Source organism: Kitasatospora sp. NPDC127060 (genome assembly GCF_042724935.1).
Lineage (GTDB): Bacteria > Actinomycetota > Actinomycetes > Streptomycetales > Streptomycetaceae > Kitasatospora.
In genome coordinates this window covers 1-26,509 of sequence record NZ_JBHXEG010000075.1, presented here as the reverse complement: position 1 = coordinate 26,509, position 26,509 = coordinate 1, and the positions used below count along the sequence as shown (strand labels likewise).

Genomic DNA, 26,509 nt, shown 5'->3' with positions numbered 1-26,509 from the left:
CCCGATCGGCCCTGAACTCGGGCAGGTCGGCCGCCGCGCTGCTCGAATGTGAGACGAGTCCTGCCCAGCCGTCAGAGCGGGCCCGTCCACCTCGGGGAGCGAACGTGTCCACAGTCCACCAGCAACGGGCGTCCGGCGAGGCCCACCTCGGGCATGTGATCTTCATTTCGGCGGCCGCCGCGATGGGCGGCTTCCTGTTCGGCTACGACAGCGCCGTGATCAACGGCGCGGTGACGGGCATCCAGAAGCACTTCGCGGTGGGCCACGGCACCACCGCCTTCGTGGTGGCCGTCGCGCTGCTGGGCTCGGCCGTCGGCGCGGTGATCGCCGGCCGGCTGGCCGACCACTTCGGCCGGGTGCGCACGATGCTGCTGGCCGCCGTGCTGTTCGCGGCCAGCGGCATCGGCTCGATGTTCCCGCCGAACATCGAGGCGCTCGCCTCCTGGCGCGTGGTCGGCGGCATCGCGATCGGCATCGCCTCGGTGATCGCCCCCACCTACATCGCCGAGGTCGCCCCGACCGCCTATCGGGGCCGGCTGGCGTCCTTCCAGCAGATGGCGATCGTGCTCGGCATCACCGTCTCCCAACTCGCCAACTGGGCGCTCAACCAGGCCGCCGGCGGCGAGTCCACCGGCCACCTGGGCGGCATCCAGGCCTGGCAGTGGATGCTCGGCGTCGAGGCCATCCCGGCCCTGGTGTACGGCCTGATGGCGCTGGCCATCCCGGAGTCGCCCCGCTACCTGATCGCCGACCACCGCGAGGCCCAGGCCCGCAAGGTGCTGGCCGAGGTCGAGGGCGAGGACGTCGACCTGGACGCCCGGGTCGCCGAGATCCGCGCGGTGCTGGCGTCCACCCACAAGCCCCGGCTCAGGGACCTGCTCGGCGGTCGCTTCGGCCTGCTGCCGATCGTCTGGGTCGGCATCGGCGCCTCGGTGTTCCAGCAGTTCGTCGGCATCAACGTGATCTTCTACTACTCCTCCCTCCTGTGGCAGTCGGTCGGCATCAACGAGTCCAACTCGCTGCTGATCAGCCTCTCCACCTCGATCATCAACGTGATCGGCACGGTGATCGCGATGGTCCTGGTGGACCGGATCGGCCGCAAGCCGCTGGCCCTGGCCGGCTCCGTCGGCATGGCCCTCGCCCTGTCCACCGCCGCCTGGGCGTTCTCCTACCGGCACGGCACCGGCGACACCGCCACCCTGGACAACACCCACGCCACCGTCGCCCTGGTCGCCGCGCACGTGTTCGTGCTCTGCTTCGCCTTCTCCTGGGGCGTGGTGGTCTGGGTGCTGCTCGGCGAGATGTTCCCCAACCGGATCCGCGCGCTGGCCCTGTCGGTCGCCGCCTCGGCCCAGTGGATCGCCAACTGGGCGATCACCGTCAGCTTCCCGGACCTCGCCGACTGGAACCTCTCCGCGACGTACGTCATCTACGCGGCCTTCGCGCTGCTCTCGATCCCGTTCGTGGCCTTCTGCATCAAGGAGACCAAGGGCCGTGCCCTGGAGGAGATGGGCTGACCGTCCACGCCCTCCCGTCCCCTCGCCGCACGCGGCCCGACCCACCGAGAGGAAGCCATGCCTGACCAGGGCGGCTCCCGGCAGAACGTCACCTTCCCGAGCAACGGCCGCACCGCGCACGGGTACCTGGCCCGTCCTCCGCAGGGGGTCGGGCCGGGCCTGGTGGTGGTGCAGGAGTGGTGGGGGCTCACTTCGCACGTCGCGGACATGGCCGACCGCTTCGCCGCCGAGGGGTTCACCGTCCTCGCCCCCGACCTGTTCGGCGGCGCCACCACCCACGACCGCGCCGAGGCGGCCCGGCTCAAGCGCGAACTGCCGGTCGAGCGGGCCGTCGAGGACCTCTCCGGCGCCGTCGACTTCCTGCTCTCGCTGGACGACGTGGTCGGCGACGCGGTCGGCGTGGTCGGCTTCTGCATGGGCGGCGGCTTCGCCCTGGTGCTGGCTGCCCGGGCCGGCGACCGGGTGGCCGCCGCGGTCCCGTTCTACGGCCTCCCGCCGGACCCGGAATTCGACTACCGCGGCCTGACCGCCCACGTCCTGGGTCACTTCGGCGAACTCGACGGATCCATCCCGATGGCCGCCGTGGACGAGGCCGCGATCCGGATCGGCGAGGCCACCGACATCCGCCCCGAGATCCACTTCTATCCGGCCGGGCACGCCTTCATGAACGACGAGAACCCGCTCGGCACCCACGACCCCCTGCAGGCCCGGATCGCCTGGCGGCGCACCCTCACCTTCCTCTGGGGCCACCTCGGCTGACGCACCGGGGCAGGGGCCGAAACCGGATGGACACCTGTACGGACTCCGGCCATAGTCACCCGGGTGCCCACCCCACCCCCGCCGCGCCCCCGCCGCCTGTCCTGGGCGAGCCGCAACTTCCGGATCCAGACCGCCGCCACCGTGATCAGCGGCCTCGGCAACGCCGGCGCCCCCATCGCCACCGCCTTCGCCGTCCTCGGCAACGGCGGCGGCGCCGCCGAGATCGGCTACGTCACCGCCGCCCGGCTGATCCCCACCGTGCTGCTGGTGGTGGTCGGCGGCACCCTCGCCGACCGGCTGCCGCGCCACCACGTCATGGTCGCCGCCAACCTGTTCAGCGGCGCCTCCCAGGCCGTCCTGGCCGCCCTGGTCCTGGCCGGGAACGTCCAGCTGTGGCAGTTGCTGGTGCTCTCCGCCGCCGGCGGCGCCGGCTACGCGCTCTACTCCCCCGCCGCCGGGGGCATGATCATGCAGGCCGTCCCCCGGGAGCACGCCGCCCGGGCCTTCTCGGTCTTCCGGATGGGCCAGAACGCCGCCCAGATCGGCGGCGCCGCCCTCGGCGGGGCGCTCACCGCCGCGGTCGGCCCCGGCTGGGTGCTCGGCCTGGACGCCCTCTGCTTCCTGGCCGCCGCCGGCCTGCGGTTCCTCCTGGAGGCCGAGTCCGCCCCCGCGCCCACGGGCGGCGGCATGCTGCGCGACCTGCGGGAGGGCTGGCAGGAGTTCGCCTCCCGCCGCTGGCTCTGGGTGATCGTGCTGCAGTTCGCCGTGGTGGTGGCCTGCATCAACACGGTCGAGTCGGTGTACGGGCCGACGGTGGCCGAGCAACGCCTGGGCGGCGCGGGCGCCTGGGGCCTGGCGATGTCCGCCTACGGCGTCGGCCTGGTGGTCACCGGTCTGCTGATGGCCCGCTGGCGCCCCCGCCGGATCCTGCTGGTCGGCAACTGGGGCGTGTTCCTGTTCGGCGCGCCCGCCCTGGCCCTGGCCGCCGGCGCACCACTGCCGGCACTGGTCGCCGCGATGTTCCTGTCCGGCGTCGGGGTGACCGTCTTCGGCGTCAACTGGATGGTCGTGCTCCAGCAGGAGATCCCGGAGGAGATGTTCTCCCGGGTCTCCGCGTACGACGAGCTCGGCTCCTACTCGCTGGCCCCGGTCGGCACCGCGCTGGCCGGCCCGGTGGCCGCCGCGCTCGGCCTGTCCGGCGCGCTCTGGGCCTGCGCCGCGCTGTGCCTGCTGCTCAGCGCCGCCGTGCTGATCGACCCGCAGGTCCGCCGGCTGTCCCGCCGCGCTCCCCGTCGGAGCACCCCGGACGCACCGGTGCCCGCGAGCGAGCCCGCGCCCGCGCCGTGAGCGCCCTGTGCGCCCCGCGTGCGCCCGTCTAAGAGCAACCAGGGGTACGGGTGGTTCGTCCGACCAGGTAGGAAACACCATCCACTTGGGGGGCCCACCGGTGCCGAAGCCACTGTTGTTCCTGGACGTCGACGGGGTGCTGAACCCGGTCTGTCCGCATCCGGACGCCGGGTTCGACTCCCACACCCTGCTGGGATACGCCGTCCTGCTCGCCGCCAAGCACGGCGCCTGGCTGCGCGAGCTGGCCGGCACCTACGAACTGGTCTGGGCCACCACCTGGGAGGAGCACGCCAACGACCACATCGCCCCGGCGATCGGCCTGGACCCGCTCCCCTTCGTCCGCTTCACCGGCTACGTCCCCCAGCCCGGCGACCCGCGCGTCCCGCTCATCGAGCTGTTCTCCGCCCGCAAGTGGGCGCCGCTGCTGCGCTACGCCGAGGGCCGGCCGTTCGCCTGGGTGGACGACGTCATCCCGTCCCGACTGGTCCGCCGCTCGCTCTGGCGCCGCGACCGCCTGCTGCTGCCGATCGACCCCGGTCAGGGTCTGGAGCGCCGGCACGTCGACCGGCTGCTCATCCGCCCGCCGCGCGCCCACGCGCTGCCGGCCGGCGGACCGCTCAGGGGGTCGGCAGCCAGCTGACGTGCCCGGCGAGCAGCGCGTACCCGACGAAGGCCACCGTGTCGATCAGCGCGTGCGCCGCCACCAGCGGCATCACCCGCCCCCAGCGCCGGTACAGCAGGCAGAACACCGCCCCCATCACCATGTTGCCGACCAGCCCGCCGACCCCCTGGTACAGGTGGTACGAGCCGCGCAGCACCGAGCTGGCCGCCACCACCGCGGGCCAGGACCACCCGCGCTGCGCCAGCCGGCGCAGCAGGTAGCCGAGGACGACGACCTCCTCCAGGATCGCGTTCTGCCAGGCCGACAGCACCAGCACCGGCACCCGCCACCAGACGTCCGGCAGTCCCGAGGGCGCCACCGTCAGGTTGTACCCGGCGGCCTGCGAGGCCAGGTACAGCACCAGCCCGGAGCCGCCGATCGCCGCCGCGACGCCCGCGCCCCGGCCGAGGTCACGCAGTTTCTGGCGCAGGTCGAAGCCCAGCACCCGCAGCGAGGCGCCCTCGCGCACCAGCAGGTAGCCGACCAGCACCACCGGCATCAGCCCGCGCGCGATGGAGTAGAGCTGCCACACCAGGTCCAGCCAGGGCCGCCCGGGCGCGCGCGAGCCGTTCAGTGTGGCGACCTGCTGCCCGAGGTGGATCGGTTCGGTGAGCGAGCCCGCGAAGCTGATCACCGCGCTGATCCCGCTGGCCCCGAGCGACAGTCCGAGGACGATCAGCAGTTCCACGCCGAGCAGGCGCGGGGTGGGCGGCGCACTCTCCGGCGCGGTCGAGCGGGTCGTCACGGGCACTCCATCGAACGGATGCTCCATCGAACGGGTGATGGCTCCGGCGGTCGGCCGACGACCGGAGCGATCATCCTGACACAGCCTCCGGAACGCTCAGCCGACCGGCCAGGTGTGCACCGGCTCGCCGCCGCGCATGTGCTCGGCGTAGCGCCTGGTCATCGCGGCGAGCGCGGCCGGGCGGTCCATCCCGTACCGCTCGCGCAGCCGGTGGAAGGTGGCGCTCTGCCAGGCCGCGCCGTTGGTGCGGCGCAGACAGCGCTGCTCGATGATCCCCAGGTAGCGGTCCCGGTCGGCGGGTTCGACGCCCCACTCGTCCAGGCCCTGGTAGGCCATCGGCAGCAGCTCGTTGAGGACCAGGTCGACCGCCGACACCGTCTGCAGTCCGCCGCCGCGGCCGGCCCGGCCGGAGCGCGGCCACTGGAACACCGCGTCGATGCCGTACCGGGCGCCCTGCCGGAAGTTCTCGTCCGCCCGCTCGAACGGCAGCCGGGTCCAGATCGGCCGGGGTTGCTCGGCGAGCACCCGCACCAGCCCGTAGTAGAAGGCGGCGTTGGCCAGGGTGTCGGCCACCGTCGGCCCTGCCGGCAGCGCCCGGTTCTCCACCCGCAGGTGCGCGACCCCGCCGGAGACGTCGTACACCGGCCGGTTCCAGCGGTAGATGGTCCCGTTGTGCAGCCGCATCTCGGCGAGCCGGGGCGCGCCGCCGGAGGCCAGCACCTTCAGCGGATCCTCGTCGTCGCAGATCGGCAGCAGCGCCGGGAAGTAGCGCAGGTTCTCCTCGAACAGGTCGTAGGCCGAGTCCACCCAGCGCTCGCCGAACCAGGTGATCGGACGCACGCCCTGGGCCTTGAGCTCCGCCGAACGGGTGTCACAGGCCTGCTGGAAGAGCACCGGACGGGTCTCCCGCCACAGCTCCCGCCCGAACAGGAACGGGGAGTTGGCACCGAGCGCGAGCTGCGGCCCGCAGATAGCCTGGGCGGCGTTCCACACCGCGGAGAACCGCTCCGGGGTCACCTGGAGGTGCAGTTGCAGCGAGGTCGCGGCGGCCTCGGCGACCATGGTGATCGACTCCAGCTGGAGGTGCTCGACGCCCTCGATGTCCAGCGCGATGTCCTCCCCCCGGGCGGCCAGGATCTGGTCGCTGAGCAGGCTGTACCGCTGGTTGTGACTCATCGCGTCCAGCCCGGTGTGGTCGTTCTCCAGGGTCGGCAGGATGCCCACCATGACGATCCGGGCGCCGGCCTCCGCCGCCTGCCGGTCGGCGTAGCGCAGTCCGGTGTCGATCTCCTCGCGCAGCTCCTCGAAGACGTGCCCGCTGAGCTGGTGCGGCACGATGTTGACCTCGATGTTGAACTGGCCCAGCTCGGTCTGGAAGTCGCTGGAGCCGATCGCGCTCAGCACCTGGGCGTTGCGCATCACCGGCAGGCCCTGTTCGTCGGCCAGGTTGAGCTCGATCTCCAGCCCCATCACCGCCCGCGGCCGGTCGAAGCGGTCCTCGCGCAGCATCCGCCCGAGCGCGTCGAGGCAGGCCTGGAGCTTGAGCCGGTACTGCTGCCGATCCGCGAGATCCGCCCGAGTCGCCACGACCTTCTCGCCCACGGTCCCCTCCTCCTGAGACACCCGGCCGGTCGACCGTGCCAGCATCATGCCCACCTCGAAGATCGATACCCGAACGTGCCGACTGGCTTGCAATGCAAGGGATCTGACGGCGATTCAGGCCATCTGCAGACTTGCTCGGCGCCACCGCCTGTGATAAACAGATCACCCTGCGCATTTGTTCGATGAAGTCGCTGAGTTCGCACTGCGCTCCGGCCGGTCCGTTCCCCGCCCCGAGGCCCTCGTCGACGGCGGCGACCGCGCCGGCACCGCGATCCTGCACAACCGGACAAGGCCGGCCCCCGTCACCGTAGACGCACCGCGCCGCGCCGGTATGCCGCACTCGCACGCCGATCTCACCTGGAGAGGCGGACCCGCCATGACCCTGCAGACCCCCCAGCCCCCACCGAGCGCCCTGCGCGCGGTGCTGGGCGCGCTCGACTCGGAGACCGCGCTGCGCCAGCCCGCCGCCGCAGCGCTGCGTCACCCGACCGGTCCACTGCTCCCCGTGCACCCGCTCGCGGTGCACGTCCTCGACGGTCCGCACCCGGAACTGCTCAACGCCCGTCGGACGGGCTGGCGCTTCCTGATCAAGGACGGCCCGGAGGTGGCGGCCGCCGCCGAGGTGGTGCAGAGCGCCGAGGGCCACACCTTCTCCCACTTCACCGCCGGCCCGTACCTCTCCTCCACCGTCCGGGCGCTGCGCGAGGCCTGGCAACTCGCCCAGGGCTCCCGCTCCCGCAGCCAGCCCCGGCTGCTGACCTTCCCGGGCCAGTACGCCACCGCGCTCTGGCTGCACAACCCCGACGCCGGCCCGCCCACCGACCTGCTGATCCCGCTGGCCCCGGCCCCGCTCGGTGTCACCGCGCACCGCGCCTACCCGGCCGCCGAACTGCTCCCGCTGCTCGCCCGCGCACCGCTGGCCCGGCCGCTGCTGCTCGGCTCCGCCTGAGCCCGCGCCACCCGCCGCACCGGCCGCCGGGCACCGTGCCCGGCGGCCCTTCGCCGTGCGCTCCGACGGCCGTTGACGGCATCACCCGAACGGCTACCACCCGAGTGGGTCACCCGCCATGGCCCCACCGGGCCATGCGCCGACTGACCCACCGGTGCGCGGATTCCCCCTGGCCCCACCTGAACGGGTGATCTCTGCCCTGGAGTTGTGGCGCGTGTCACCAAATTGCTGCGCGCGCGAGCTCGGATGCCGACACTGGGAACTAGCGTGGAAGGACCACCTGTCCTACCCACTTGAGCATCGGTCAAACCTGGCTGATGCGCGGACAGGATCCGACCACCAGGCGGCTCCGGACGGCTCGACCTCCGGTGACCGCACCACGGGGAGGATCGCAGAGCGAAGCGAGGGTACGCGTATGTGCCAGCACCGTCCTGAGTGCCCGATGGCCGAGTCCGAGGACCGCGAGGCGGCCGTACCGGTGGCCTGCCACCCGGAGCAGGGCTGGAGCCTGCTCTGCAACGGCGTCGTCCTGTTCGAGGACACCGGAGAGCTGCTGCCCGACGGCCGGGTGATCGGCCCGCGCCGGCCCGTCGCCCACGCGGCCTGAGCCGACCCGGCCCGACGACCGTACGGCCGGAACCGTACGGCCCGGGCCCATCGGGCGGGGGAGACACCGAGGAGCAAAGGGCAGGGCCCTGGCAGAAACGTTCTGCCAGGGCCCTGCCGCGTTCCGGCTCAGACGCCGTACTCGTCCAACGGCGGGCAGGAGCAGACCAGGTTGCGGTCGCCGTACGCGCCGTCGATCCGGCTCACCGGCGGCCAGTACTTGTCCGCCGGGTTCACGCCCGCCGGGAAGACCGCCTCCTGCCGCGAGTAGCCGTGCGCCCAGTCGCCGGCCAGCGTGGCGGCGGTGTGCGGGGCGTTGCGCAGCGGGTTGTCGTCGGCGGCCCACTCGCCCGAGCCGACCTTGTCGATCTCGCCGCGGATCTCGATCATCGCGTCGCAGAAGCGGTCGATCTCGTGCAGGTCCTCGGACTCGGTCGGCTCGATCATCAGCGTGCCGGCCACCGGGAAGGACATCGTCGGCGCGTGGAAGCCGTAGTCGATCAGGCGCTTGGCGATGTCGTCCACCGTCACGCCCGTCTCCTTGGTCAGCGGACGCAGGTCGATGATGCACTCGTGCGCGACCAGCCCGCCCGGACCGGTGTAGAGCACCGGGAAGTGCGGGGCCAGGCGCTTGGCGATGTAGTTGGCGTTCAGCACGGCGACCTGGGTCGCGTGCTTGAGCCCCTCGCCGCCCATCAGCCGGACGTACGCCCAGGAGATCGGCAGGATCGCCGCCGAGCCCCACGGCGCGGCCGAGATCGGGCCGACGCCGGTGGCCGGGCCGGCCTCCGCCTGCAGCGGGTGGTTCGGCAGGTACGGCGCCAGGTGGGCGCGCACCGCGACCGGGCCGACGCCCGGGCCGCCGCCGCCGTGCGGGATGCAGAAGGTCTTGTGCAGGTTCAGGTGCGAGACGTCCGCGCCGAACTTGCCCGGCTTGGCGAGGCCGACCAGGGCGTTCAGGTTGGCGCCGTCCACGTACACCTGGCCGCCGGCCTCGTGCACCAGGGCGCAGATGTCGGTGATCTGGGTCTCGTACACGCCGTGGGTCGATGGGTAGGTGACCATCAGCACCGACAGGTTGTCGCGGTGCTGCTCGATCTTGGCCTTCAGGTCCTCGACGTCCACGTCGCCGTCGACCAGGGTCTTCACCACGACGACGCGCATGCCGGCCATCACCGCGGAGGCGGCATTGGTGCCGTGCGCCGAGGACGGGATCAGGCAGACGTCGCGCTGGGTGTCGCCGTTGGCGTGGTGGTAGGCGCGGACGGCCAGCAGGCCGGCCAGCTCGCCCTGGGAGCCGGCGTTCGGCTGGATCGAGACGGCGTCGTAGCCGGTGACCTCGACCAGCTGCTGCTCCAGCTGGCGGATCAGGGTCAGGTAGCCGGCGGCCTGGTCGACCGGCGCGAAGGGGTGCAGCTGACCGAACTCCGGCCAGGTCACCGCCTCCATCTCGGTGGTGGCGTTGAGCTTCATGGTGCAGGAGCCCAGCGGGATCATGCCGCGGTCCAGCGCGTAGTCCCGGTCCGACAGGCGGCGCAGGTAGCGCAGCATGGCGGTCTCCGAGCGGTGGCTGTGGAAGACCGGGTGGGTCAGGTACTCGTCCGCGCGCAGCAGCGCGGCGGGCAGCGCGTCGGCGGCCTCCGCGACCTCGACCGCGGGGACGCCGAACGCGGCCCAGACGCCGGCCAGGTGCTCGCGGGTGGTGGTCTCGTCGGTGGAGACCGAGATCCGGTCCTCGCCGTCCTGGAACACGTTGATGCCGTTGGCGCGGGCGGCCGCGGCGATCTCGGCGGCGCGGCCCGGGACGACGGCGGTGACGGTGTCGAAGAACTCGCCGTGCAGCAGCTCGACACCGCCGGCCCGCAGGCCCTCGGCGAGGGCGGCGGCGTAGCGGTGGGTGCGCCGGGCGATGTCGGCCAGGCCGTCCGGGCCGTGGTAGACGGCGTACATCGAGGCCATCACGGCGAGCAGCACCTGGGCGGTGCAGATGTTGCTGGTGGCCTTCTCGCGGCGGATGTGCTGCTCGCGGGTCTGCAGCGCCAGGCGGTAGGCGCGGTTGCCGTCGGCGTCGACGGAGACGCCGACCAGGCGGCCGGGCAGCGAGCGGGCGTACTCGGCGCGCACCGACAGGTAGCCGGCGTGCGGACCGCCGAAGCCCATCGGCACGCCGAAGCGCTGCGAGGTGCCGCAGGCGATGTCGGCGCCCAGCGCGCCCGGGGACTTGAGCAGGGTCAGCGCCAGCAGGTCGGCGGCGACGGCGACGATCGCGCCCAGCCCGTGGGCCTGCTCGATCACCGGGGTGAGGTCGCGGACCACGCCGGTGGCGCCCGGGTACTGCAGCAGCACGCCGAAGACGCCGCGCTCGGCGATCTCGGCCGGGATGCCCCCGGACAGGTCGGCGACGACGACCTCGACACCGGTCGGCACGGCGCGGGTGTTGATCACCGCGACGGTCTGCGGCAGGGTCTCGGCGTCGACCAGGAAGACGCCGCCCTTGACCTTGGTGACGCGGCGGGCCAGCGCCATCGCCTCGGCGGCCGCGGTGCCCTCGTCCAGCAGCGAGGAGCCGGAGGTGGGCAGGCCGGTGAGGTCGGAGACCAGGGTCTGGAAGTTGAGCAGCGCCTCCAGGCGGCCCTGCGAGATCTCCGGCTGGTACGGGGTGTAGGCCGTGTACCAGGCCGGGTTCTCCATGACGTTGCGCAGGATCACCGGCGGGGTGAAGGTGCCGTAGTAGCCCAGGCCGATCATCGGCTGGAGCACCTGGTTGCGGCCGGCCAGCTCGCGCAGCTCGGCGAGGACCTGCGCCTCGCTGCGGCCCGCGGGCAGGTCCAGGGCGGTGATGGAACGGATCGCCTCGGGAACGGCGGTGGCGGCGAGCTCGTCCAGCGAGCCGTAGCCGACGGACGCCAGCATCTTCTCCTGCGCGGCGGCGTCAGGGCCGATGTGGCGGTTCTCGAAGGGGCTGGCCAGCTCAAGCTCGGTGAGGGTCGAGGCGCTGGTGGGGCGTCCCGCGTTCGGCTGGGCGTTCATGGTGGTCGAGGCCTCCTGGTCACGGACCGGCGGGGGTACGCACGCCGACCGGCCGACGCCGCTGCGGACAGCGGACCGGCCTGGGCGGACGGACCCGAAAGGCCTCCCCCTCTGTCATCGGGACCTGAGAGCTTCGCCCGCACGTCGCGCTGTGGCGCTCCGTCGGCTTGCACCGTCGGTGAGGGTGGTGATCGCCGGCTCCCGCGCCGACGCTCCTGCCCTGCTTTCCAGAGTGACCTATCCCGCACGGTACGGATGCCTGAGAGATTCCGGGGAGGAGTTGCTCCTTCGGCGCCTCGACCAGCGGTTTTCGCTGTCGGGGACTCTCCCGAGCGGGCTCGGCGGTCGCGGCCCAGGGTACCAGCGGGCGGCCCTGCGATCACGGGTGCGTCGGGTCACTCCGGGTCTACGCGCGTCCCCCGTACGGAGCAGCGCGGCCCCGTCCGGCCGCACCCCGGTCGCGCACGTCCGGTTCATGGCTTTTGGTGTGAAGTGGCGGACGGGACGGGTGCTCCGGCCGCCTTTCCTGCGGGAGTTCCGCAGGCGCAGCGCTTGGAGGAAAGAGTGCAGACCGACATCGACCCCCGAGACCTCATCGGCCACAAGGCGGTCGACCGCAACGGAGACAAGATCGGCACGATCGACGAGGTGTACCTGGACGACGCCACCGGCCGGCCGGAGTGGGCGGCCGTCCGCACCGGCATCTTCGGCCGGGACGCCTTCGTCCCGCTCACCACGAGCGAGTTCTCCGGCGAGGAACTCCGGGTGCCCTACGACAAGTCGCTGGTCAAGGACTCGCCGGACTTCGGCGTGGGCCAGCACCTCTCGCCCGCCCAGGAGCTCCAGCTCTACCGCTACTACGGGCTCGACACCCCGGTGGACGGCCGCCCGGCCAACGGTGAGCCCGCCCGGGCGGCCCAGCCCGACCTCGACTTCGGCACCACCTCGGCCGCCGCGGCCGCCAAGCCGCTCGCCTTCCACTCCCCCGAACCCGGCCCGACCATGACCACCGTCGCCACCACGACGGCCACCAGCACCGACACCGACACGGAGGCCCACGTGCGGACCCTCAGCACCCCCGCACCGGTCGCCAACGGCACGGTGACCGCGCCGGCCGCCACCCCGGCGGTCGAGCCGAAGCACCGGCCGGCCCCGTCCGCAGTCGGTCCGACCGGCACCGCCGCCGCCTCGGCCCCCAACGGCCCGGTCGAGATCACCTGCCGCGAGGAGCGCCTGGACATCACCACCGAGTGGCACGTCCTGGGCACCGCGAAGCTGCGCAAGTACGTGACCAGCGAGCAGGTCGAGCGCCGCGTCCCGGTGGTCCGCGAGCGGGTCCGGGTGGAGCGGATGCCGGTCGGCGACGCCGAGCGCGCCTCGCTCACCGACAAGGAGATCGCCGAGGCGGTAGAGGAGGTCACTCTCCGTGAGGAGCGGCCGGTGGTCCGCAAGTACCTCGCCCCGATCGAGCGGGTCCGGCTGGTGGTGGAGCGCTACACCGCGGAGGAGGTCGTCCAGGACGAGCTCCGCCGCGAGAACGTCGAGGTCCACGACGACACCGCCGCGGCCGCCGCGCCGGGCGCCCCGGTCAGCGACGGCGCCCGCCCGGCCGCGCTGCACCCCTTGGTCTGACCGGCCCGGCACCAGCAGGGGCCCCGGACTCCGGTCCGGGGCCCTTCGCCGTGCCCGCCCCCGAGCCCACCCCCGAGCCCGCCCGACCGGCCGTCAACGCCCGGTCCGCCGAAGGCAAAGCCTTCCCCTTTGCCAAACCTTAACCACTCGATATTTGACACTCTGAAGTATCTCCCTGCACAGTTACTTCAGTTCATTCACTATGTACGGGAGGAAGCAACCGTGAGTGAGGCACCACAGCCCACCACCGCGGCCGAGAAGCAGAGCAACGCCCGGGTCCTGCCGGCCCTCATCCTGGCGATGCTGTCGTTCAGCGTGGTGCAGACCGCGGTCGTACCGATCCTGCCGTCGCTGGCCAAGGAACTGGACGTCTCCGGCTCCAACATCACCTGGCTGATGACCGCCAACCTGCTGTCCGCGGCCGTGCTGACTCCCCTGCTGGGCCGCTTCGGCGACCTCCGGGGCCGCAAGCCCATGCTGCTGATCTCGCTGGCCGGCCTGGTCGCCGGTTCGGCGCTGGCGGTCAGCACCCACTCCTTCACCTGGCTGATCGTCGCCCGCGTCCTCCAGGGCGCCGGCGGTGGCGTGATGCCGCTGGCGATCAGCATCGTCCGTGACGAGCTGCCCAAGCAGAAGGTGACCGGCGGCGTCGCCGCCATCAGCGCCTCCATGGGCGTCGGCTCCGGCCTCGGCCTGGTCGCGACCGGCCTGCTGCTGGAGCACTGGAACTACAAGTCGATCTTCTGGATGGGCCTGGCCTTCGGCCTGCTCGCGGTCGCCCTGGTCGCCTTCCGCGTCCCGTCCGACCCGGTCGTCGACAAGGAGGGCGGCGCCGACCCGCTCGGTGCCCTCACCCTGGCCGCCTGGCTCTCCGCGCTGCTGGTCGCGGTCAGCCAGGGCAACCACTGGGGCTGGACCTCCACCAAGACCCTCGGCCTGTTCGCCGTCGCCGCCGTGGTCGCCCTGATCTGGGGCGTCATCGAGACCAAGGTCGCCCACCCGCTGGTGGACCTGAAGATGATGGGCCGCCCGGCCGTCGCCTTCACCAACCTGGCCGGTCTGCTCATCGGCTTCGGCATGTACGGCTCGTTCATGGTCATCAGCAACTTCGCCCAGACCCCGGAGAAGCTGGCCCACTACGGCTTCACCGCGACCGTCCTGCACGCCGGCGTGATGCTGCTGCCGTCCGCGATCGGCTCGATGGTGGCCGCCCCGGTCGGCGCCGTGCTGATCGCCCGCCGCGGCCCGCGCCTGCCGCTGGTCCTCGGCGGCGTCCTCGGCGCGATCGCGATGGCCTACCTGGCCCTGCGCCACAGCGCCGAAGGCGACATCTACACCGCCTCCGCCATCTTCGGCCTCGGCATCGGGCTCGCCTTCGCCGCGATGCCCGCCTTCATCAACGGCGCCGTCCCGGTCGAGCAGAGCGGCATCGCCAACGGCATGAACTCCGTGCTCCGCACCGTCGGCGGCGCGATCGGCACCGCCGTGATGACCGCCATCCTGACCGGCGACACCATGAAGTTCCCGATCAAGCTGCCGGTGCAGATCCCCACCCTGGACGCCTACAAGCACGCGTTCTGGACCACGGCCGTCGTCTGCATCATCGCCGGCGTCGTCCCCTTCCTGATCCGTACCGTCAAGCCGGCCGTCACCGCCGTCGCCGGCAGCTCGGCCCGGCAGGACTCCAGCCCCGAGCTGGCCAAGACCGACGCCTGACGAGGCGTCCGCCCGCGCGCTCAGGGACAGGACGCGCGGGCCCGGCCTCCGCTCGGTCGCGAGGGCATCACGACCGTCCGGGGACCGGCACGGTATGCGGCCCCACCCGGTACTCCTACCAGGTGGGGCCGTTCCGCGTTCTCCCGCTTCACTCCCCGTCGCCGGCGGGCTCCTCGGCCTGCCGCAGCGGCAGCGGCCGGGCCGGCTCCAGCTCCGGATCGTCCACCGAGAAGGTCCGCACCCGCCCCGGCCCGCTCCACGGCGTCTCGAACCGCACGGTCACCCGCCCGACCCCGCTGCCCTGCACCCAGCCCGGCCCCCACTCGGCGTGCCGGACGTCCTGTCCGGGCATCCAGCGCCGCACCACGGGCTCCTCCGGCTCCTCCTCGGCCACCGCCGCCTCGGCGACCTCGGCGTGCTCCGCCGCCTCCTCCCGCAGCGCCTGGGCGAACAGGTCCTCCTGGGTGTAGTCGGCCAGCTGGGCCACACCCACCCCGAGCAGCCGGACCCCACCGGTGATGTCCACCTGCTCCGCCAGGCGCCGCGCCGTCGCGGTGATCACCGCCTGGTCGTCGGTGGGCCCGCCCAGGGTCTCCGAGCGGGTCAGGGTCGAGAAGTCGAAGCGCCGCACCTTGAGCACCACCGTCCGCCCCGAACGCCCGGCCGCCCGCAGCCGCCGCACGCACCGGCCGGCCAGCGCCTCCACCTCCCGCAGCACCCGGTCCCGGTCGGCCAGGTCCACCTCGTAGGTGTCCTCCACCGAGACCGACTTGGCGTCCTGGTCGGCCACCACCGGCCGCTCGTCCAGTCCTATGGACATCTGGAAGATCCCGGCGCCGTGCGCTCGCCCGAGCAGCTGGACCAGCTCCGCCTCCCCCGCCTCCGCCAGGTCGGCCACCGTGCTCAGCCCGGCCCGCCGCAGCACCTGCTCGGTGGCCGGCCCGATCCCGGGCAGCGCCCGGACCGGCATCGGCCCGAGCACGGCCCGCTCCTGCCCGGGCTCGAACAGCACCAGCCCGTCCGGCTTGGCCTGCTCGGAGGCGATCTTCGCCATCAGCTTGGAGCCCGCTGCCCCGACCGAGCCGGTCAACCCGGTGAGTCGCTGGATGTCCGCCCGCAAGTCCTCCGCCAGGGCCAGCACCAGTTGCTCCCCGGTCTCGTGGTCCGCCTCCGTCAGCGCCGGACCGTACGGACCGGCCTCCAGGTCGACGAAGGCCTCGTCCAGGCTCAGCGGTTGCACCAGCGGCGACAGTTCGCGCAGCAGTCCCATCACGATCTCGCTGTTCTGCCGGTACGCCTCGAACCGCCCGGCCAGGAACGCCGCGTTGGGACACAGCCGCCGCGCCTGCGCCATCGGCATCGCCGAGTGCACCCCGAACCTGCGCGCCTCGTACGAGGCGGTGGAGACCACCCCCCGCCCGCCGAGCCCGCCGACGACCACCGGTTTGCCGCGCAGGCTCGGCTTGGCCGCCTGCTCCACCGCCGCGAAGAAGGCGTCCATGTCGAGGTGGATGATGCTCGGCAGAGATCGCACCCGCCGATCATCGCGCACGGGTCCGACAGTGCGTACGAACCCGGCCGACGCCCCGCGGCCGACCGCTCGCCGCTACCGCTTCGCGGCCTGGGCCAGCGCCTTCGGGATGCCGTCCTCCTTGGGCCCGAGGAACACCGGGTCCGGCCGCAGCCACACGTTCACCGCCGCCTTGCCCGCCCCGGCGACCTCCCGCAGCCCGCCGTACAGCCAGGTGTTGTCGTGCAGCTCCGACACACCGACCGCGTACGAGCGGATGCCCGCCGCCTCGCACAGCGCCAGCGCCCGCCGGACGTGGAAGTCCTGGCTGACCAGCACCGCGCGGTCCACCCCGAAGATCCGGTGCGCCCGGGTGCAGGAGTTCCAGGTGTCGAAGCCGGCGTAGTCCCGCACCACCCGGTCCGCCGGGATCCCGTGCTCGGTCAGGTACCGGTACATCGCGTCCGGCTCGTCGTACTCGGTCCGCCCGTTGTCCCCGGTCACCAGGACGGCCTTCACCTTGCCCTCCCGGTACAGGTCCAGCGCCGCCACCAGCCGGTGCTCCAGGTACGGCGACGGCTTGCCCTGGTCCAGCCCGGCGCCGAAGACCACGGCGACCGGCGCCGAGGGCGCGCTCTCCACGGTGCCCACCCGGTCCCCCGCCGCGATCCACAGCCAGGCACTGGGCGCCAGCGCCAGCGAGCACAGCAGCGTCGCCGCCTGGAAGACCCTGCGCTGCGTCCGGCGCTCCCGCAGCCGCGCCCGGAGCCCCCCGGCCCGACGCCGCACCAGCTCCGATATCCCGGTGCCGCCCTCCACGTGCCCCTCCCTCGATCGCTTTCACCAGGCAACACGACGAGGCCGTGAGCCGGAACGGTTCCCCGTCCGGGCCCACGGCCCCGTCTAGAACGATCGCCCGGTCAGACCGCCCGGTTGCGCCGCTGCGCCAGCTCGTCCGCCGGATCGTTGCCGACCAGCGTCTCGCCGGTGTCGGTCCGCTCCGCGTGCAGCCGACCGAGGGTCAGCTCCAGCTCGTGCCAGACCGCTCCCACCGCGATGCCGAAAACCCCCTGACCGCCCTTCAGCAGATCGACCACCTGCTGCGGCGTGGTGCACTCGTACACCGTCGCACCGTCACACATCAGCGTCAGCCCGGCCAGGTCGGCCTGTTCGGCGGACTGCAGATGGGCGACCGCCACCCGGATGTTCTGCAGGGAGACGCCCGCGTCGAGCAGCCGCTTGACGATCTTCAGCAGCAGGATGTCGAGGAAGCTGTAGAGCCGCTGACTGGTCGCCGGGTACGCGGTGCGGACGCTGGGCTCCAGCAGTCCGGTGCGGGCCCAGTAGTCCAACTGGCGGTAGGTGATGCCGGCCGCCGCGCAGGCCGTCGGGCCGCGGAAGCCGATCAGTTCGGACGTCGGGGCCAGCCGCTCGATCGCGGGCTGCCCCGGCTGTACGGCCGGGAACCTGCCCGTCCTGGGCAGGTCCGACACGGTGCGGGCGGTGCGCGGAAGGTGCACGGCGCACAGGCCTCCCACGGCCGCGTCATCGCCGGTGCTGCTCATGCCTACCTCCGTCCACTCGTGCTGCGGGCAACCCGACTGCGGGCATCGGCCACCCGGACAGCCACTCCTGACGGTAGGCAGTCCCCTATGACCCGTCAACGATCGCCACGCCGGGCCCGACAGACCACATCACTCAGGAGAGTGGTTTTTCGTGCCCCTAGTGTGGGTAGATGGACGGTTTTTGGCAAAACGGCGCGCGCAACGGCTGACGAGCCCCGTCCGCGCTACTGCGGGCCGCCGCCCCCGAAGTCCTCGGGCGACACCTGGTCGAGGAACTCGCGGAACTTCTCGACCTCGTCCTCCTGCTCGTCCGGGATCGCGATGCCCGCCTCGGCGAGCACCTCCTCGCTCCCGTAGATCGGCGTACCGGTGCGCAGGGCGAGCGCTATCGCGTCGGACGGCCGGGCACTCACCTCGACCCCGCCGGCGAACACCAGCTCGGCGTAGAACACACCCTCCCGCAGGTCGGTGATCCGGACCTCGGTGAGCTGCTGGCCGAGCGCTTCCAGGACGTCCTTGAACAGGTCGTGCGTCAGCGGGCGCACCGGAGTCATGCCCTGCTGGGCGAAGGCGATCGCGGTCGCCTCGCCGGGGCCGATCCAGATCGGCAGGTATCGATCTCCCCCGACCTCCCGAAGCAGCACGATCGGCTGGTTGGAAGGCATCTCCACTCGGACACCCACGACGTCGAGCTCATTCACACAGGCAACCCTATGGCTACGACCCCGGATATGAAAGCGCAGGGCCGACGCCGCTGGTCAACGCGGTGCACCGGTCGTGCGGGGCACGCCGCGGGGGCTATCCCCGGGAGCGCAGACCGGCCTGGACCATGGCCGCGTGCAGCCGCACCGACAGCGTCGCCAGCTCCCTCGCGGTGGCCTCGGCGTGCGCCCGGGTCTGCGGGTTCCGGTGCCGTCGCAGCGGCGCCACCACCTGTTCCACCAGCGCGATCTCGCGGTCCGCCGCCGCCTTCATGGCCCTCAGGTGCCGCGGCTCCAGCCCGTACCGGCCGAGCTCGGCGACCAGCCGGGCCACCTGCAGCGCCTCCCCGTCGTACCCGCCGTCCGGGCCCGGCACGACCAGCCCGTACGCCTCCCACTCCGCCAGCTCCGGTTCCCCGGCCTCGGCGGCGGCGAGCAGCTCGGCCCGCCCCAGCCGGACCCCGGGGGGGACGTCGGCCGAGGCCACCAACTCCCGGTCGGCCTCCTCCATCGGCCCGGGCCGGGCCTCGGCGGCCGGCAGGGCGGGCGGGGCCTCCCCGCGCTCGATCGCGTCCAGGTGCTCGCGGATCACCCGCAGCGGCAGGTAGTGGTCGCGCTGCATCCGCAGCACGTAGGCCAGCCGCTCCACGTCGGACGGGCTGAACTTGCGGTATCCCGAGGGAGTGCGCTGCGGCTCGACCAGCCCTTCCGCCTCCAGGAAGCGGATCTTGGAGATGGTCACCTCGGGGAAGTCGTCGCGCAGGAAGGCCAGCACCGCGCCGATGCTCAGCAGTTCGTCACCGCCGCGCCGTCGCCCGGCGGGCCGGTCCGGCCGGACCGGCTGCCTGGGGCCCGCGACCACCCCGCGGCCGCCCCGGTCCGCCTGCGGACCGGACGACGACGCAGGGTTGGCCGCCCCGAGAGAAGAGGAAGGGGTATTCGTATTCACTCGGGCTCCCGCCGACGTTGGTTTCAGTACCCCCGGTTGTGGCCGGCGAAGAACACCAGCCGGTACTTCCCGATCTGCACCTCGTCGCCGTTGTTCAGCGGCACCTCGTCGATCCGCTCCCGGTTGACGTAGGTGCCGTTCAGGCTGCCCACGTCCGCGACGCTGAAGCCGGCCGGGGTGCGGCGGAACTCCACGTGACGGCGGGAGACGGTGACGTCGTCCAGGAAGATGTCACCCTGCGGGTGACGCCCCGCCGTGGTGACGTCCGAGTCCAGCAGGAACCGGCTGCCCGAGTTCGGGCCGCGCTGGACGATCAGCAGCGCCGAGCCCGGCGGCAGCGCGTCGATCGCCGACAGCACCTCGGCCGACAGCGCCGGCGTGGTGCCGGTGCCGGTCGTGGCGGAGGGGTCGTAGGACTCCAGGCCGGAGATCGAGATCGTCGAGGTGGTCTCCACCGCCCCCTCCGGCAGCACCCCGCCGCGCAGCGCGGTGCCGCAGTTGGAGCAGAAGCGGGCCGCGGCCGGGTTCTGGTTGCCGCACCTGGGGCACGGAGTGGGGCCAGCCATGTTCACAGCCTCCTGGCGCGGCACACCCGACGGGTTGTGCCCGGCGTACGGGTCCGGGGCAAACCCTCCACCAGAGGTTGAGGGTCCTGACGGGAAACCTATGCGCGGGTCGCCGGAGGGGTCAACCGACGCGCCGTAGCCCGCCGGATTCCCCGCGTACTGCGCGGCACCGTCCCGGTAGAGCTGCTGTTCGGCGTACGGCGCGGCCTCGGGGGCGGGGCGCATGCCCGGCACGGCGGGCTCGTCCTCCGGCCGGCGGTGCCGCGCGGTGGGCGCCTCGACGGCGGCCGCGTCGCGACCCTTGTTGCGACCGAACAACTTCGAGAAGAAACTCACGGGCGAATCCCCTTGCGTGTGACAGACCCGCCCGCGGGGCAGGGTGAGAACCTCGGACAGGCTGCGGGCCCGGTTGCGGCTCGGGCCTGCTGGAGTGGTACTCCGACGGTTGGTGCTTCGGTTGGTGCTACGGAGCGTACTGGTGCGAACCAGTCTCTCCCACGCGACGACGGCGCCCCGCACCGGGTGCCGCCCGCCCGTGACGGGCCGTTCGACGAGCGCCCCGTCACTTCGAAGCCGGCTTGGCGTACTGCGGCGCCTTCAGGTCGACGAGGGCGTCGACGACCACCTTCTGCTGCTGGGTGATCGTCGCCCGCGCCTGGTGGCTCTCCAGGGTGCGGACGACGCCCCCCGGGATGTTCAGAGCGGGCGTCAGGTCCTGCGGGTTCCCCACGACGGTGAACCGATAGGGCTGCGAGACCTTCTTCCCGTCGATCTGCACCCCACCGCCCGACAGGTCGGTGAAGTAGGTGTTGACCACCACGCGCACATCGTTGATCTGAATCGCCTCCGCCCCCGCCGCTCGAAGTTCCTGCAGGGTGTCCAGCAGCATATCTGCCTTCACCTGCCCTTGGGGATCATCGACCGTGAGTACGATGCCCGGACCTGTGGCTTTGACCGTACCGGCCAGCACACCCAGTTCCGTCATCTTCTTCCTGGTCTGCTCCTGGGCCTCCTTGGCCTGGTTGGAGCTGTTCTCCAACTTGCCCAGGGACTGCTCGAGCTCGGCCTTCTCCTGCTGGAGACGCTGCTGACGGCTGTCCAGTTCGTCGAGGATCCGGACCAGGTCCTCCTGCCGCGCCCCGCGCAGCTGGTTGTGGTGGTCGTTGGTCGAGCGCACCTGGATCGCCAGCCCCAGCCCGAGCGAGAACAGCAGCAGCGCCACCACCAGCTGCCCGCGCGACAGCCGCGGCGGCCAGAGCGCCGCCTTCAGCCGCCGCCGACCGGCGCTCCGGTCCGCACCGGGCGCCTCCTGCGCTGCCGGCTCCTCGGCGGGCGTCTCCCCGGTGGCCTCCGGACCGACCGGTTCCGCCGGCTCACCAGCCTCGGCCTCGGCCGCCACAGGCTCCGGCTCGGTCTCGGCGGCGGCGTCCTTCGTCAGCCGTACCGACGGCGCGGGCTCCGGCTCCGCCGCCCCTGTCTCAAGCTCAGCGTCAGCGTCAGGCTTCTCCGCCTCCGCCGCAGCCCCAGCCGTCGCCTCCGGCTCCTCGGACGCCTTCGCCACCGGCTCCGCAGCGGTCTTCTCGACCGCCGGCGACGCCTCCGCCGTCTTCTCCTCTTCCTTCTCCGCCGCCCCGCGGCCCGGCTCAGGCACGGAAGACATGACGCCGGATCGCCGCCGCGTTGGAGAAGATGCGGATGCCGAGGACGACGACCACACCCGTGGACAGCTGCGAGCCGACGCCCAGCTGGTCACCCAGGAAGACGATCAGGGCCGCGACCACCACGTTCGACAGGAACGAGACGATGAAGACCTTGTCGTTGAAGATCCCGTCCAGCATCGCCCGGACGCCGCCGAACACCGCGTCCAGCGCCGCCACCACCGCGATCGGCAGGTAGGGCACGACGGCGTCGGGCACCTCGGGTTGGACGAAGAGTCCGACGACCACCCCGATCACGAGACCCAGTACGGCAATCACGGTCTAGCTGCTCCTGTCCCTGTGGTGGTCTTGGTGGATCCGCCGGACGGTCGCCGCTTCGCGGGCTGACCCGTACTGGTCGCGGATGGTGAAACGGACGCCATCGGGCTCCCCGGGGTTCCCGGGGTTCCCGACGGGCTGCCGTCCACTGGGGCCGTCGAGCTCGCCGACGGGCTCGCCGTGGGCGAGGGCTCGGGCGTGAAGGGCTGGGCGGTCCGCAGCGTCACGCCCACCGCCGCCGGCAGCGTCAGGCTCTTCTGTACGGAGAGCGTGGACTTGATGCCGTACTTCTCCTCCAGCAACCGCAGGTACTGCCCGGCCATGTCCCGCTCGAAGGCGCTCAGCAGCTTCGGCCCGTCCCCGATCGCCTGGATGTTGTACGGCGGGACCAGCGGCCGGTTGTCGACCAGCACCGCCTCACCGGCGGCCCGGATCGCCGACAGGGCGGTCAGCCGCTGCCCGTTGATCGAGACGGCCTCCGCGCCGGATCCCCACAGGCCGTTCACCACGAGTTGCAGGTCCCGGTCGCGCAGCCGGCCGCTGTTGGAGAAGCCCTGTCCGGCCCGCGGGTCGACGTTGCCCCCGCTGCCCGTCCCGGCGGCGTCCTCCAGGACCAGCTTCACTCCGGGCCCGGTGACCTCGCCCAGACCCACCTCGCCGGTCAGTCCGGCCGATCCGCTGTCCCCGGAGGCCAGCGCCTGCTGCTGGGTGTCGTCGACCTTGCGCCGCAGGTCCTGGACCTCCTTCTGCAGGTGGTCCGCCGAGCCGTTGCTGTCGTTGATCCGGTGGATCAGCGCGTCCCGCTCCTTGGCCAGCGTCGGCTCCGCCTTGTGCGCGTTCACCGCGCCGATGGTCACCACCGCACCGACCATTGCCAGTCCGGCGCCCAGCGTCAGCAGCCCCCGCAGTGTCCGGGGTATCCGGCTGTCGTGCTCACCGCCCCGGGCCGCGGCCGCCTCGGCGTACCCCTCGTCCAGGCTGTGGTCCATCACGTTGGTCAGCAGGGACATCGAGGCGTCCGGGCGGTTGTACCGCCCGTTCGGGGCACTCGGCGTCGGCGTCGCTGGCATGCGGACCATCGTCCCATGTCCGCGGAGGGGCCTGCGCACGGCCCCTGAGCTGCACACACGCCGGACACATCCACGGAAAGTGACGGACCCCTCCGAATGATGTGAAAACGGACAGCGGGGCGTGCGGACCGAACCGCACGCCCCGCCCTTCGGGGGACCCGTCCGCTCAGACGGTCACCGCCCCGCGCCCTCGACCACCGCCGCCCACTCGTCCAGCAGCGCGTCGGTCGCCCCGTCGTCCGGACCCTCGGCCCACAGGTGGGTGACCGCCTCGGCCGGGTCCGGCAGCACCAGCGTCCACCGCCCGTCCGCCTCGACCACCCGGACCCCGTCCGTGGTGTCCAGCCGGCGGCTGCCGGCCGCCTCCACCACCGAGCGCATGACCATGCCCTTCGCCGCCCACGGCGTCGCGATGTCCCGGCGCCGGATGTGCGCCTGCGGGATCCGCGCGTCGATCTGGCTCAGCGTGAGCTGGGTCCGGGCCACCAGGCCGACCAGCCGGACGAAGGCCGCGGCACCGTCCAGCACCCCGCTGAACTCGGGCACCACGAAGCCGCCGCGCCCGTCCCCGCCGAACACCGTGCCCTCGGCCGAGGCCGCCTTCGCGAGGTCGTCCGGCGTCGTCGTGGTCCAGATGACCTGGGTGCCGTGGTAGGCCGCGACCTGCTCGGCGATCCGGGTCGTCGTCACCGGCAACGCCACCTGACCACTGCGCCGCTCCGCCGCGACCAGGTCCAGCAGCACCAGCAGCGCCCGGTCGTCGTCGATCACCCGGCCCAGCTCGTCCACGAACGCGACCCGCTCGCCCACCGGGTCGAACCGGACGCCGAAGGCCGCCCGCGAGGACGCCACCAGCTCGCCGAGCCGGGCCAGCCCGGCCCGCCGGGTCTCCGCGTCCTCGGTCGGCCGCGCCTCGTCCAGCCCGCTGGAGACGGTGAGCGCCTCCACCCCGAGCCGACCGAGGATGCTGGGCAGCACCAGCCCGGCACTGCCGTGCGCGGTGTCCACCACCACCTTCAGCCCGGCCTCCCGGACCCCGGTGGTGTCCACCGTCCGCAGCAGGTTGCCCGCGTAGGAGTCGAACACGCTGGACGGGAAGGTCAGGTCCCCGATCTCGCCCGGGAACGCCCTCCGGTACTCCTGACGTGCGTAGACCCGGTCGAGCTTGCGCTGGCCCGCCTGAGAGAGGTCAGCCCCGCGCTCGTCGAAGAAGAGGATGTCCAGCGAGTCCGGCACGCCGGGGGTGGTCCGCAGGAAGATCCCGCCCGCACTCCCCCGCGCCGTGTGCTGCCGGGCCACCGGCATCGGTACGTTCTCCAGGTCGCGGACGTCGATCGCCGAGGTCTGCAGGCCCGAAATCATCGCCCGTTTGAGCGCACGCGCACCACGCGAGTGGTCACGCGCAATGGTGACGGTGGCGCCCTTCTTCAAGGTCGTCGCGTACGCACCCGCCAGCCGCACGGCCAGCTCCGGGGTGATCTCGACGTTCAGGATGCCCGAGACGCCCCGGACTCCGAACAGGTGCTCCTGGCCACGCGACTCCCAGATCACCGAGGTGTTGACGACGGCGCCGGCCTCGATCGTCTTGAACGGGTAGACCCGGACGTTCGCCCCGATGATCGACTCCTCGCCGACCAGGCACTCGTCCCCGATCACCGCGCCGTCCTCGATCCGCGCGGCCCGCATCACATCGGTGTTCTTGCCGACCACGCAGCCGCGCAGATTGCTCTGCGGTCCGACGTAGACGTTGTCGTGCACCACCGCCTTGTGCAGGAACGCACCGCGCTTGACCACGACGTTGCTGCCGAGCACCGTGTGCTCACGGATCTCCACGCCGGCCTCGACCTTGGCGTAGTCCCCGATGTACAGCGGCCCGCGCAGCACGGCCTCCGGATCCACCTCCGCCCCTTCGGCCACCCAGACCCCCGGCGAGATCTCGAAGCCGTCGATCTCGACGTCGACCTTGCCCTCCAGGACGTCCGCCTGGGCCTTGCCATAGCTCTCGTGGGTGCCCACGTCCTCCCAGTAGCCCTCGGCGACGTAGCCGTAGACCCGCTTGCCCTCCTTCAGCAGTTGCGGGAACACATCACTCGACCAGTCGACGGACTCACCGGCCGCGACGTAGTCGAAGACCTCCGGCTCCATCACGTAGATACCGGTGTTCACCGTGTCGGAGAAGACCTGGCCCCAGGTCGGCTTCTCCAGGAAGCGCTCGACCCGCCCGTCCTCGTCGGTGATCGTGATTCCGAACTCCAGGGGATTCGGCACCCTGGTGAGACAGACCGTGACCAGTGCGTTCTTACTGCGGTGAAAGTCGATCAATTCGGAGAGGTTGAAGTCGGTCAGCGCGTCACCGGAGATCACCAGAAAGGAATCGTCCTTGAGCGCGTCCTCGGCGTTCTTGACACTCCCCGCAGTGCCTAGTGGCGTCTCCTCGTGGGCATACGTGAGGTGCATGCCCAGTTCCTCCCCGTCACCGAAGTAGTTCTTGACGAGTGATGCCAGGAACTGGACGGTGACGACGGTGTCGGAGAGGCCGTGCCGCTTCAGCAACCGAAGCACGTGCTCCATGATCGGCATATTGGCGACCGGAAGCAGCGGCTTCGGCATGCTGGAGGTCATCGGGCGGAGTCGGGTGCCCTCGCCCCCTGCCATTACTACGGCTTTCATTACGGGTGCGTCCTCCTTCGCGGTGGTGGACCTGCAGGTCCATCAAACCGTTCCAGAGGTTCTCTACCCGGAAGGTCTCGTCCGACGCACCGGGGCGACGTGGGACTTCTCTCAGATCACGTCTCAGACTGTGGACGCGGAGCCCGCGGAACCCGCGGAGCCGGCCTTGATGATCTGTCGCACCTGAACCGCGTAAAGAATCGCCGACCACCAGTACAGGGACGTCCCCCACCAGATGAAGGCCCAGCTCACCACCTCGGCCGGCCGCGCGACCCAGCTGTCGATACCGCCGAGCAGCAGAAGCGGAAACGCGTACATCAGATTGAAGGTCGCGGCCTTGCCGAGGAAACTCGTCTGCAGCGGCCCGTAGCCGTGTCGGTTCAGAATCGGCAACAGTGCCGCGATAAAGACTTCCCGGGCAAGCAGAATCGCCGTCACCCACCACGGCAGGAACTCACGCCACGTCAATCCGACGAGCGTGGACAGCACATAGAGCCGGTCGGCCAACGGGTCCAGCAGCTGCCCCACCCGACTGATCTGCCCCCACCGCCTGGCGAGCTTTCCATCCAGGTAGTCGGTGACCCCGCTGAGCGCCAGGATCAGCAGCGCCCAACCGTCGTTCTTGGGACCGCCGAACGCGGGCCACAGGATGAGCCAGAGAAAGAGCGGAACGCCGACCAGCCGGCCCATGCTCAGCAGGTTGGGGATGGTGAGGACGCGATCGGTCTGGACCCGCGTCTCCTGGACCTCCACCCGGGGGCCTCCTGTCCTGTGTCACGACAATGCACGTTGACTTTACAACAGAAAAGCCCCCGTCCGGTTCACCCGGCGGGGGCTTCTCTCGAAGAATTGTTCGGCGGCGTCCTACTCTCCCACAGGGTCCCCCCTGCAGTACCATCGGCGCTGTGAGGCTTAGCTTCCGGGTTCGGAATGTAACC

Annotated in this window: 22 protein-coding genes, 1 rRNA gene and 1 riboswitch; of the genes, 8 read left to right on the top strand and 15 right to left on the bottom strand. The window is 71.8% G+C overall.

The window, feature by feature from the left end; translation table 11 throughout:
* Window positions 1-104 precede the first annotated feature (104 nt).
* From ACFWIS_RS31520 to ACFWIS_RS31505, 4 genes are all read left to right on the top strand, one after another.
* Window positions 105-1,517 carry a sugar porter family MFS transporter gene (locus ACFWIS_RS31520; RefSeq protein ID WP_380456861.1) on the top strand — a complete coding sequence of 471 codons (1,413 nt, stop codon included), beginning with the start codon at window positions 105-107 and terminating at the stop codon, window positions 1,515-1,517.
* A 57-nt stretch (window positions 1,518-1,574) separates the two neighbouring features.
* Window positions 1,575-2,276: a dienelactone hydrolase family protein gene (locus ACFWIS_RS31515; RefSeq protein ID WP_380456859.1), complete on the top strand. Its 702-nt coding sequence runs from the start codon at window positions 1,575-1,577 to the stop codon at window positions 2,274-2,276.
* Window positions 2,277-2,339: 63 nt separating this feature from the next.
* On the top strand, window positions 2,340-3,623 hold the full coding sequence (locus tag ACFWIS_RS31510) for an MFS transporter (protein WP_380456857.1): 1,284 nt from the start codon (window positions 2,340-2,342) through the stop codon (window positions 3,621-3,623).
* A 100-nt stretch (window positions 3,624-3,723) separates the two neighbouring features.
* Window positions 3,724-4,263 carry an HAD domain-containing protein gene (locus tag ACFWIS_RS31505; RefSeq protein WP_380456855.1) on the top strand — a complete coding sequence of 180 codons (540 nt, stop codon included), beginning with the start codon at window positions 3,724-3,726 and terminating at the stop codon, window positions 4,261-4,263.
* Here the strand turns inward: ACFWIS_RS31505 and ACFWIS_RS31500 are convergent.
* Both ACFWIS_RS31500 and ACFWIS_RS31495 read right to left on the bottom strand, forming a co-directional pair.
* Window positions 4,241-5,056: a CPBP family intramembrane glutamic endopeptidase gene (locus tag ACFWIS_RS31500; protein ID WP_380456853.1), complete on the bottom strand. Its 816-nt coding sequence runs from the start codon at window positions 5,054-5,056 to the stop codon at window positions 4,241-4,243. The two genes, ACFWIS_RS31505 and ACFWIS_RS31500, sit on opposite strands and share 23 nt — an antisense overlap.
* 69 nt (window positions 5,057-5,125) lie before the next feature.
* Entirely contained in the window at window positions 5,126-6,631 is a 1,506-nt protein-coding gene (locus ACFWIS_RS31495) for a glutamate--cysteine ligase (RefSeq protein WP_380456851.1), read from the bottom strand.
* Between the two features lie 376 nt (window positions 6,632-7,007).
* Here ACFWIS_RS31495 and ACFWIS_RS31490 point away from each other — a divergent pair, with 376 nt between their 5' ends.
* Together ACFWIS_RS31490 and ACFWIS_RS31485 are read left to right on the top strand one after the other, a co-directional pair.
* Window positions 7,008-7,580, top strand: coding sequence for a hypothetical protein (locus tag ACFWIS_RS31490; protein WP_380456849.1), 573 nt, complete (start codon window positions 7,008-7,010; stop codon window positions 7,578-7,580).
* A 415-nt stretch (window positions 7,581-7,995) separates the two neighbouring features.
* Complete coding sequence (locus tag ACFWIS_RS31485; protein ID WP_380456847.1) at window positions 7,996-8,187, top strand: DUF5999 family protein; 192 nt, start codon at window positions 7,996-7,998, stop codon at window positions 8,185-8,187.
* Between the two features lie 128 nt (window positions 8,188-8,315).
* Here ACFWIS_RS31485 and gcvP read toward each other — a convergent pair whose 3' ends face one another.
* On the bottom strand, window positions 8,316-11,216 hold the full coding sequence (gene gcvP / locus ACFWIS_RS31480) for an aminomethyl-transferring glycine dehydrogenase (protein ID WP_380456845.1): 2,901 nt from the start codon (window positions 11,214-11,216) through the stop codon (window positions 8,316-8,318).
* 237 nt (window positions 11,217-11,453) lie between these two features.
* Window positions 11,454-11,557, bottom strand: a riboswitch (glycine riboswitch).
* Window positions 11,558-11,780: 223 nt separating this feature from the next.
* Here gcvP and ACFWIS_RS31475 point away from each other — a divergent pair.
* Both ACFWIS_RS31475 and ACFWIS_RS31470 read left to right on the top strand, forming a co-directional pair.
* Window positions 11,781-12,848, top strand: a complete 1,068-nt coding sequence (locus ACFWIS_RS31475) for a PRC and DUF2382 domain-containing protein (protein ID WP_380456843.1) — start codon at window positions 11,781-11,783, stop codon at window positions 12,846-12,848.
* A gap of 222 nt (window positions 12,849-13,070) precedes the next feature.
* A complete protein-coding gene (locus ACFWIS_RS31470) occupies window positions 13,071-14,564 on the top strand; it encodes an MFS transporter (protein WP_380456841.1) in 1,494 nt (497 codons plus the stop codon).
* 148 nt (window positions 14,565-14,712) lie between these two features.
* Here the strand turns inward: ACFWIS_RS31470 and ACFWIS_RS31465 are convergent, their stop codons facing one another.
* From ACFWIS_RS31465 to rrf, 12 genes are all read right to left on the bottom strand, one after another.
* Window positions 14,713-16,098, bottom strand: coding sequence for a DNA polymerase IV (locus ACFWIS_RS31465; RefSeq protein ID WP_380456839.1), 1,386 nt, complete (start codon window positions 16,096-16,098; stop codon window positions 14,713-14,715).
* Between the two features lie 72 nt (window positions 16,099-16,170).
* Window positions 16,171-16,893: a vancomycin high temperature exclusion protein gene (locus ACFWIS_RS31460; RefSeq protein ID WP_380456838.1), complete on the bottom strand. Its 723-nt coding sequence runs from the start codon at window positions 16,891-16,893 to the stop codon at window positions 16,171-16,173.
* A 101-nt stretch (window positions 16,894-16,994) separates the two neighbouring features.
* The gene (locus tag ACFWIS_RS31455; RefSeq protein ID WP_380456836.1) at window positions 16,995-17,639 is read right to left on the bottom strand and encodes a MerR family transcriptional regulator; all 645 of its coding nucleotides are present in this window, start codon (window positions 17,637-17,639) and stop codon (window positions 16,995-16,997) included.
* A gap of 224 nt (window positions 17,640-17,863) precedes the next feature.
* Window positions 17,864-18,340, bottom strand: coding sequence for a bifunctional nuclease family protein (locus tag ACFWIS_RS31450; protein ID WP_030062493.1), 477 nt, complete (start codon window positions 18,338-18,340; stop codon window positions 17,864-17,866).
* A gap of 97 nt (window positions 18,341-18,437) precedes the next feature.
* A complete protein-coding gene (locus ACFWIS_RS31445) occupies window positions 18,438-19,130 on the bottom strand; it encodes a MerR family transcriptional regulator (protein ID WP_380456928.1) in 693 nt (230 codons plus the stop codon).
* A gap of 182 nt (window positions 19,131-19,312) precedes the next feature.
* Window positions 19,313-20,191: an FHA domain-containing protein gene (locus ACFWIS_RS31440; RefSeq protein WP_380456834.1), complete on the bottom strand. Its 879-nt coding sequence runs from the start codon at window positions 20,189-20,191 to the stop codon at window positions 19,313-19,315.
* Between the two features lie 226 nt (window positions 20,192-20,417).
* Window positions 20,418-21,506, bottom strand: a complete 1,089-nt coding sequence (locus tag ACFWIS_RS31435; protein WP_380456832.1) for a DUF881 domain-containing protein — start codon at window positions 21,504-21,506, stop codon at window positions 20,418-20,420.
* Window positions 21,499-21,831, bottom strand: coding sequence for a small basic family protein (locus ACFWIS_RS31430; protein ID WP_030062488.1), 333 nt, complete (start codon window positions 21,829-21,831; stop codon window positions 21,499-21,501). The genes ACFWIS_RS31435 and ACFWIS_RS31430 overlap by 8 nt, the downstream gene beginning before the upstream one ends.
* A complete protein-coding gene (locus tag ACFWIS_RS31425) occupies window positions 21,828-22,901 on the bottom strand; it encodes a DUF881 domain-containing protein (protein WP_380456830.1) in 1,074 nt (357 codons plus the stop codon). The genes ACFWIS_RS31430 and ACFWIS_RS31425 overlap by 4 nt, the downstream gene beginning before the upstream one ends.
* Before the next feature lie 174 nt (window positions 22,902-23,075).
* Entirely contained in the window at window positions 23,076-25,571 is a 2,496-nt protein-coding gene (locus ACFWIS_RS31420; RefSeq protein WP_380456828.1) for a sugar phosphate nucleotidyltransferase, read from the bottom strand.
* 123 nt (window positions 25,572-25,694) lie between these two features.
* Window positions 25,695-26,324 (bottom strand): CDP-alcohol phosphatidyltransferase family protein, encoded by a 630-nt coding sequence (locus ACFWIS_RS31415; protein ID WP_380456826.1) that lies wholly within the window; start codon window positions 26,322-26,324, stop codon window positions 25,695-25,697.
* Between the two features lie 98 nt (window positions 26,325-26,422).
* Window positions 26,423-26,509: ribosomal RNA gene (gene rrf / locus ACFWIS_RS31410) — 5S ribosomal RNA — on the bottom strand; the annotation flags it as partial.